This is a genomic window from Arachidicoccus sp., from assembly GCF_050436765.1.
In the GTDB taxonomy this organism is placed as follows: domain Bacteria; phylum Bacteroidota; class Bacteroidia; order Chitinophagales; family Chitinophagaceae; genus Arachidicoccus.
Window position 1 is genome coordinate 1 of record NZ_JBNQGD010000364.1, and the last position, 6,089, is coordinate 6,089.

The following is a 6,089-nucleotide window of genomic DNA, read 5'->3' on the forward strand; positions in this document are numbered from 1 at the left end:
CGTTCTAACATCCATTGATCGTTATATATTTTGCCAACATAACGGCTGCCATGGTCGTGAAAAATCACGACGACCAAATCATCCTTTTTTAATTTATCTTTTAATTGATGAATGGCTTGTAAGGCACTACCTGCACTATAGCCGACAAAGATACCTTCTTCTTTTGCAATACGCCTTGCCATTATGGCGCCGTCTTTATCGGTTACTTGTTCAAAATAATCGATGCATTGCATGTCAAAGTTCTGCGGTAGAAAATCTTCTCCGATACCTTCGGTAATATAAGGGTATACTTCTTTGTTATCCAGCTCGCCGGTGCGAAAATATTTTGTCAACAAAGAGCCATAACTGTCCACCGCCCAAACCTGGATACCCGGATTCTTCTCTTTTAAAAATTTCCCCGCGCCACTTACTGTTCCGCCTGTTCCGGAAGCGACTACCAGATGCGTGATTTTGCCTTCGGTTTGTTCCCAGATCTCTGGTCCGGTTTGTTCGTAATGTGCCTGGCGATTTGCTAAATTATCGTATTGATTGACATAAAAAGAGTTAGGCGTTTCCTTGGCAAGCCGCTTAGAAACGGAATAGTAGCTCTGTGGATCGTCAGGTTCTACATTCGTGGGACAAACGATCACTTCGGCGCCAAGTGCCTTTAGAATATCGACCTTTTCTTTGCTTTGTTTATCGGTGGTGGTAAAAATACATTTATAGCCTTTTAAGATAGCCACGATAGCCAGGCCCATTCCCGTATTGCCACTTGTACCTTCTATGATGGTCCCACCGGGTTTTAGTTTTCCTTCCTGCTCGGCTACTTCAATCATTTTTACAGCCATTCTATCTTTTACAGAGTTGCCTGGATTAAAGTATTCCACTTTTGCTAAAACCTGACAAGGTAAGCCTTTTATGGTTTTGTGTAATGCTATTAAGGGTGTATTACCAATGGATTCTAAGATATTTTGTTGCCACATAATTGATTGCTTTGTGTAAATGTAGGGAAAATATTTTTAGCGTTTGGTAGTTGAGAAGCTGTATCTTTTAAACGTTCCCAGGGTATTTTCTCTTCTACCCCGTCAGCGTCGATTCGCCCCTTTCTTTGTACATAATATTTGATGATGTGTAAGGTTATAGCAGGGCGAACATTATAGCGTTGTGGAGGTGGGAAAAGATGCTTCCGAATCTGTATTTACTTTTCTAACAGAAACAATAAAGAATGTTTTTTTTGACCCTGATGAAGAAATATTTGGCCGATATACCAGGAATCTGGAAGAGGTCATTATTATAAAAAATATGGTTTCTGAAGCCCCTCTATTGGAAGTACAAAAGATTGTTGTACCCGCTTTGGAAAAATTATTGGTAGATATGCTGATTGATACAAATCTTTTTTCTGGACAGCAAAATGAAAAGGAATTTATTATGCAGAGTGTGATGGAGAAATACACCTTAAAGGAGTTGAAAATGTGTCGATATGCTGTGCGAAGAAATAGGGAACGAGAAATTGACAAACTGATAAATATAAGTTTGGCACAATAATATAATTTATGCCAATAATATATAAATTATGATAGATATAAAGTCCTCAAAAAATGTAAAATGAAAATTAATGCGGGCGTATGATATGCACTGCGCAAAATTACACGAAGGGTTTGCAATGCACGAAACAAGTGATTTTCTCCAGTTTTATGAGCGACTTGCATTTCTGGGGCAATTTCTTTGACGGAGAGGTCTTGTTCCCTGCTATAGCGGTAAACAATCCTGCATTTTTCCGGTAATAACAAAACCGCTTCTTCGATATAGGTTTTAAAAAAACGGGCGTAGATAGCTGCTTCATCTGAATAGGCGACCGGAGCATTGGTGATTTTTTGCAGTATATTTTTCCGCTTCAACTCCTTTTGCAGAAAAGCAAAAACAGAAAACTTTACGGCGGTGGCGAGGTAGGCAGATAAAGAGGCAATTTCGACAAGATTGGCCTGTCCCATAAACGGATAAATACATCCTGAACGATTTCTTCAGCAATGTCTTTTCGGTTAGAAAAATGATAGGCAATCGCAAAAAGCTTTTCCACATATCCGCCATAGGCCGCTGTGAAGGGCGGTTCATTACAGGCTTTTATCAATTCAAGTAATTGCTCATCTGTATATTCCGAAAAGACCTGCATTGTCTTTTAACAAATTGATAACGCCAAATTAGTATCTACAAAAATAAATACCAAATAAAAACGTTCGTAGTTTGTTCCTATTTTTTCAATAGGCAACGCTTGCTGTAACAACCATGTAATGAAGTCCTGTTAGTGATTGGTAATCGCAAAAGACGAACCGCTTCTTGTCATTGGTTTAACTAAATGTCATTGCTGCCCGGCTACTTCCATCATTTTTCCTGCTATTCTTTCTTTTACAAATTTGCCCAGATGAAAGTCTTCCAGCTAAAGTCTTATAAGGTAAGCCTTTTATGGTTTTGTATAGTGCCATTAATGAATAGATTATCACATTTCTAAACATTTATATCCTTATTTTTATATCTAAATGACAATTTATGAAGCGATACTTCTGCATCACTTTATTGTTTATGGTATTTTCACAATTGGTTTTAGCAAAAGATATTCTTGATACCGTTCGGGCATCAGCGCAGGGTAATTGGTTAAACACCGACGGAAGTAATAGATGGACTTATGGATTTACCAGGGACAAGGTATTTTATGATTGTGCCGTGTGGCAAGTAAAATCCGTCAGACAAATAAAAAATCATTTCTCGGAGTGCTATTTCAAAAAAAGGCGAACAGCAGATATTATTCGTTAAAACTGCCCAGGACAATAATTTATGGATTGGAAAGGACAGAAATTGATGTACTCTTTTTAGCAAAAAGAAGACTTTCAAAGAGTTGCCTGAAGAGGATCTGACCAATTATACTGCTGCTAATAACTATGCTTTCGTTTGCCCAACACGCAAGAAATGAGAGCGGTGTTGAACGAGGCTTAGACCTTGAAGGAGGGCATTTTTGTATTAAGAAGATATGTGCAGAAAATTGTTTAATTCTGTGATAGAAAACTGAACTTTAAGCATTCTTATTAATTGGATAAAAACATCTACCTTAGTGTGGTGAAGCATAAGATTAAAATATCATCCATTTTTCCAAAACATTTATTTTGGGACGTAAGGCTTGAAGAACTTGACTCAAGAAGAGATATGGAGCTTATTATCCCGCGCGCCTTATTTATGAGCGATAAGAAATCTTTTGAAAAGGATATTGCACGGTTGGAAGATATTTATCAGCCTGAGCAAATTATTGAAAATTTGCAACATACAAAGGAGCGAATCAGCAACGAAGTCTGCGAATTGATTTCTAAAAGATATAACCTCCCTTCTTTCCATCGTTTTTCCCTAAAAAAATAACTTGAATGGAAGCTGTGGGCAAATCATTGCTGCAACTACTTAAGGAATTGCAACCCATTCCTTCATTGAACGATTTTTATCTTGCCGGAGGAACAAGCCTTGCTATTCGATTGAATCATAGAAAATCGCAGGATATAGATTTGTTTTCTGATAAATGTGTAGGGATTGCCGGATAGCAACGTATTCAGCAAGAAATAAACCTTATTTTTGAAAAGAGGATTATTTTTTGCACTATCATTAATACCGAAATTGGAGACCAATTTTGTTTTCTACGAGCTTTCATAAATGTAAATGGAGAAAATATAAAAGTGGAAATTTTGCAAAATTTCCCACGCATGTTTCCCGTTGAGAACATTCACGATATTAGAACAATGTCAATAACGGATGTAGGGTTATTGAAACTAATGAGTGCCAGTAACCGGCTGGCAAAAAAGGATATTTATGATCTGGATATTATTACAGATACTGTTCCGTTAGCGGATTTACTGAATACTTTGCGAATAAAAAGAGCAAAATATTGTCATGAAAAAGATAAATCATTATTTGATTTAGATGATGAAAAAAGCCCGACAGAGGAGATTGAAATATTGTTAGATTTTGATAACCGAAATTATGCATCAAACCACTTGCGACCGTCACATTCCAATGACCTCATAGACATAATGGATAATAGCAAAAATTGGAGAATCGCAAGGTCAAGTTGGCTAAAGAAGGTAAAATTGTTGTTTAAAATAATTGATTAGTTTTCGCGGCGTAGGTTTCACCACCGAAAAAACGTAATATAAAAACACTTCGTTTTTTTGCTCCTGCTGACAAGACGAAGCAAGCCCAGTACGAGGAGTATCGTTTTCATTTTTGAATGATTTTAGTTTGTTTGATTATTTTTTATTGTTCTTTTGGCAAGTTGTTGTTGATATTTTTAACTGCCTTACTGAATTCCACTGCGTTCCATTTCTCTATGATAGAAAAGAATCAAAAGGTCAAGGCTGTAAATGGAATTGCTAAAAAATATTGTGTTTCGCTAAAAGAATTAAAACGCGCTTCGCTTGAACGGAAATTCTTTTTTAACGTTCAACAAAACATTTTTCTTAACGCATTCCATTTAAGACCGGAAGGCGCAACTTACTTAGTGAAAATGGTGCAGTTAGAATTGCGTAGAGACCAAGAGTGGAAACTGGAAGAACATTCCTTTATCCTTACTAAAAGCCTTCTCAAAATATAGCAGTTTCGTTTTGATATAGAAAGCAATAAATATCATGTAGAGATAAAGCGCTATGAACATTCACTATATATCATTGAGTTTTTTTGCGTGCGGATTTAAACAGAAAAAGGGGAACCAAATGTGGTAAGCTTACCAACGAATGCAAGTCATCAGGCATCGTTCTTACTTGCTTTGATAGTATGGATGGGTCTGCTAAAAATAAGTAAACTTGATTAAGTATAGATAGGTGCAATTAAGTAAAATATTTATCCATCCATCGATCCATCCGTTGTTTGCCTTTCTTATAAAATTCTCCTTCGCGAACCTATCCTTACAGCTCGCTATGTTTTTAGTCCTTAACCTGCTTATTCATTTTCGATTGTTAAGAAACGTGGAGAAACAAAGAATTTTTCCTTATTTGGGAAAATGCCTTCAATTAAAATTTGATCTGGAATTGGGGGTACAAAATCTGAGATATTAACGTACCCCATTACTTGAAAAAATGATCTAGAAAATTTCGGAAATCAGGAAAGATAATAGAATGAAGTCCTTGATTTAAAAAGGTCAGCATCCGCTTAATGTTCCAATTAGGAGCTTGACCAGATGAAATAAGAGACCTATTATTGAGATAATATAGAATTGTTGAAAGCATTTGACTTTATTTATTTTAATGAACGGTAAAATGAATAATTATAAAAAGATTTATAGCTCTTTTATTATTATCTTTGAGTCTAAGCTTTATACTCAATACACCAAATAGCTCGATTTTAAGGGCACTAACGAAGCAACACCCAAATATGGTTCACTTATCAGTGATAGCACTTACTTCTATAGAATGACAAACTATGAGTGTGCAAATAATGATGACGGTATTTTGAAAATAAAATTTATCGATAAAAGTTCTACCGATATGTACAATTTTAGCGAGGTTGATGGAATGCAGTCTTATGATTCGCTTATCAGCGATGGCACGTACTTCTATGGAATAGCAACATATGGCGGCGTGAGCAATAACGGCGATATCTTTAAAATAAAAATTGCTGATAATAGCTTTACCAGTATGCATGATTTTAATGGGGCTGATGGAAGCCAGCCTCAGGGTCCACTTATCAGTGATGGCATTTACCTGTATGGAATGACAACTTCGGGTGGTGCGAATAATGGGGGGAATGTTTTTAAAATAAAGATTATCGATAATAGCTTTTCAAGCCTGTACGATTTTAGTGAAGGGGACGGACGACGGCCTTATGGTTCGCTTATCAGCGATGGTACTTATCTCTATGGAATGACAAGGTCTGTCGGCTCAAACAGCAAGGGCAGTATTTTTAAGCTAAAAATTGACGATAACAGTTTCACGAGCATGTACGATTATAGCACAGTTGATGAAGAGGATCCTAGTGGTCCGTCTATCGTCGATGGTACTTATATCTTTGGAAGGACAGTGCTTGAGGTTCTATGAGCGCTGGAGTCTTATGCAGCTATGTTGAATTTGTGTTGGACGGTTGCC

Annotated in this window: 9 protein-coding genes and 1 pseudogene; 7 read left to right on the forward strand and 3 right to left on the reverse strand. The window is 36.7% G+C overall.

What is annotated here, in order from left to right:
* Nucleotides 1-962 (reverse strand): PLP-dependent cysteine synthase family protein (locus ACQR30_RS15385; RefSeq protein ID WP_429736645.1); only part of this gene is annotated, 962 nt, incomplete at its 3' end.
* A 175-nt stretch (nucleotides 963-1,137) separates the two neighbouring features.
* On the opposite strand from ACQR30_RS15385, the pseudogene ACQR30_RS15390 reads away from it, so the two are divergent.
* Nucleotides 1,138-1,524, forward strand: a pseudogene (locus tag ACQR30_RS15390) (DUF6577 family protein); the annotation flags it as partial.
* A gap of 26 nt (nucleotides 1,525-1,550) precedes the next feature.
* Here ACQR30_RS15390 and ACQR30_RS15395 read toward each other — a convergent pair.
* Nucleotides 1,551-1,970, reverse strand: coding sequence for a sigma factor-like helix-turn-helix DNA-binding protein (locus tag ACQR30_RS15395; RefSeq protein ID WP_429736646.1), 420 nt, complete (start codon nucleotides 1,968-1,970; stop codon nucleotides 1,551-1,553).
* Nucleotides 1,910-2,149 (reverse strand): RNA polymerase sigma factor, encoded by a 240-nt coding sequence (locus tag ACQR30_RS15400; protein ID WP_429736647.1) that lies wholly within the window; start codon nucleotides 2,147-2,149, stop codon nucleotides 1,910-1,912. The genes ACQR30_RS15395 and ACQR30_RS15400 overlap by 61 nt, the downstream gene beginning before the upstream one ends.
* A gap of 374 nt (nucleotides 2,150-2,523) precedes the next feature.
* On the opposite strand from ACQR30_RS15400, the gene ACQR30_RS15405 reads away from it, so the two are divergent.
* The 6 genes from ACQR30_RS15405 (at nucleotide 2,524) to ACQR30_RS15430 (ending at nucleotide 6,041) form a co-directional block, all read left to right on the forward strand.
* Nucleotides 2,524-2,787, forward strand: coding sequence for a hypothetical protein (locus tag ACQR30_RS15405; protein ID WP_429736648.1), 264 nt, complete (start codon nucleotides 2,524-2,526; stop codon nucleotides 2,785-2,787).
* Between the two features lie 297 nt (nucleotides 2,788-3,084).
* The gene (locus ACQR30_RS15410; RefSeq protein WP_429736649.1) at nucleotides 3,085-3,381 is read left to right on the forward strand and encodes a DUF6922 domain-containing protein; all 297 of its coding nucleotides are present in this window, start codon (nucleotides 3,085-3,087) and stop codon (nucleotides 3,379-3,381) included.
* A 5-nt stretch (nucleotides 3,382-3,386) separates the two neighbouring features.
* Nucleotides 3,387-3,557 carry a nucleotidyl transferase AbiEii/AbiGii toxin family protein gene (locus ACQR30_RS15415; RefSeq protein WP_429736650.1) on the forward strand — a complete coding sequence of 57 codons (171 nt, stop codon included), beginning with the start codon at nucleotides 3,387-3,389 and terminating at the stop codon, nucleotides 3,555-3,557.
* 141 nt (nucleotides 3,558-3,698) lie between these two features.
* On the forward strand, nucleotides 3,699-4,124 hold the full coding sequence (locus ACQR30_RS15420) for a hypothetical protein (protein ID WP_429736651.1): 426 nt from the start codon (nucleotides 3,699-3,701) through the stop codon (nucleotides 4,122-4,124).
* Nucleotides 4,125-4,339: 215 nt separating this feature from the next.
* Nucleotides 4,340-4,603, forward strand: coding sequence for a hypothetical protein (locus ACQR30_RS15425; RefSeq protein ID WP_429736652.1), 264 nt, complete (start codon nucleotides 4,340-4,342; stop codon nucleotides 4,601-4,603).
* An 814-nt stretch (nucleotides 4,604-5,417) separates the two neighbouring features.
* Complete coding sequence (locus ACQR30_RS15430) at nucleotides 5,418-6,041, forward strand: choice-of-anchor tandem repeat GloVer-containing protein (RefSeq protein WP_429736653.1); 624 nt, start codon at nucleotides 5,418-5,420, stop codon at nucleotides 6,039-6,041.
* Nucleotides 6,042-6,089 lie beyond the last annotated feature (48 nt).

Bases quoted from the DNA above. Each gene is read 5' to 3' on its own strand.
- ACQR30_RS15405 (WP_429736648.1), top strand. From the start codon at position 2,524: ATGAAGCGATACTTCTGCATCACTTTATTGTTTATGGTATTTTCACAA.
- ACQR30_RS15415 (WP_429736650.1), top strand. From the start codon at position 3,387: ATGGAAGCTGTGGGCAAATCATTGCTGCAACTACTTAAGGAATTGCAA.
- ACQR30_RS15400 (WP_429736647.1), bottom strand. From the start codon at position 2,149: ATGCAGGTCTTTTCGGAATATACAGATGAGCAATTACTTGAATTGATA.
- ACQR30_RS15425 (WP_429736652.1), top strand. From the start codon at position 4,340: ATGATAGAAAAGAATCAAAAGGTCAAGGCTGTAAATGGAATTGCTAAA.
- ACQR30_RS15430 (WP_429736653.1), top strand. From the start codon at position 5,418: ATGACAAACTATGAGTGTGCAAATAATGATGACGGTATTTTGAAAATA.
- ACQR30_RS15395 (WP_429736646.1), bottom strand. From the start codon at position 1,970: ATGGGACAGGCCAATCTTGTCGAAATTGCCTCTTTATCTGCCTACCTC.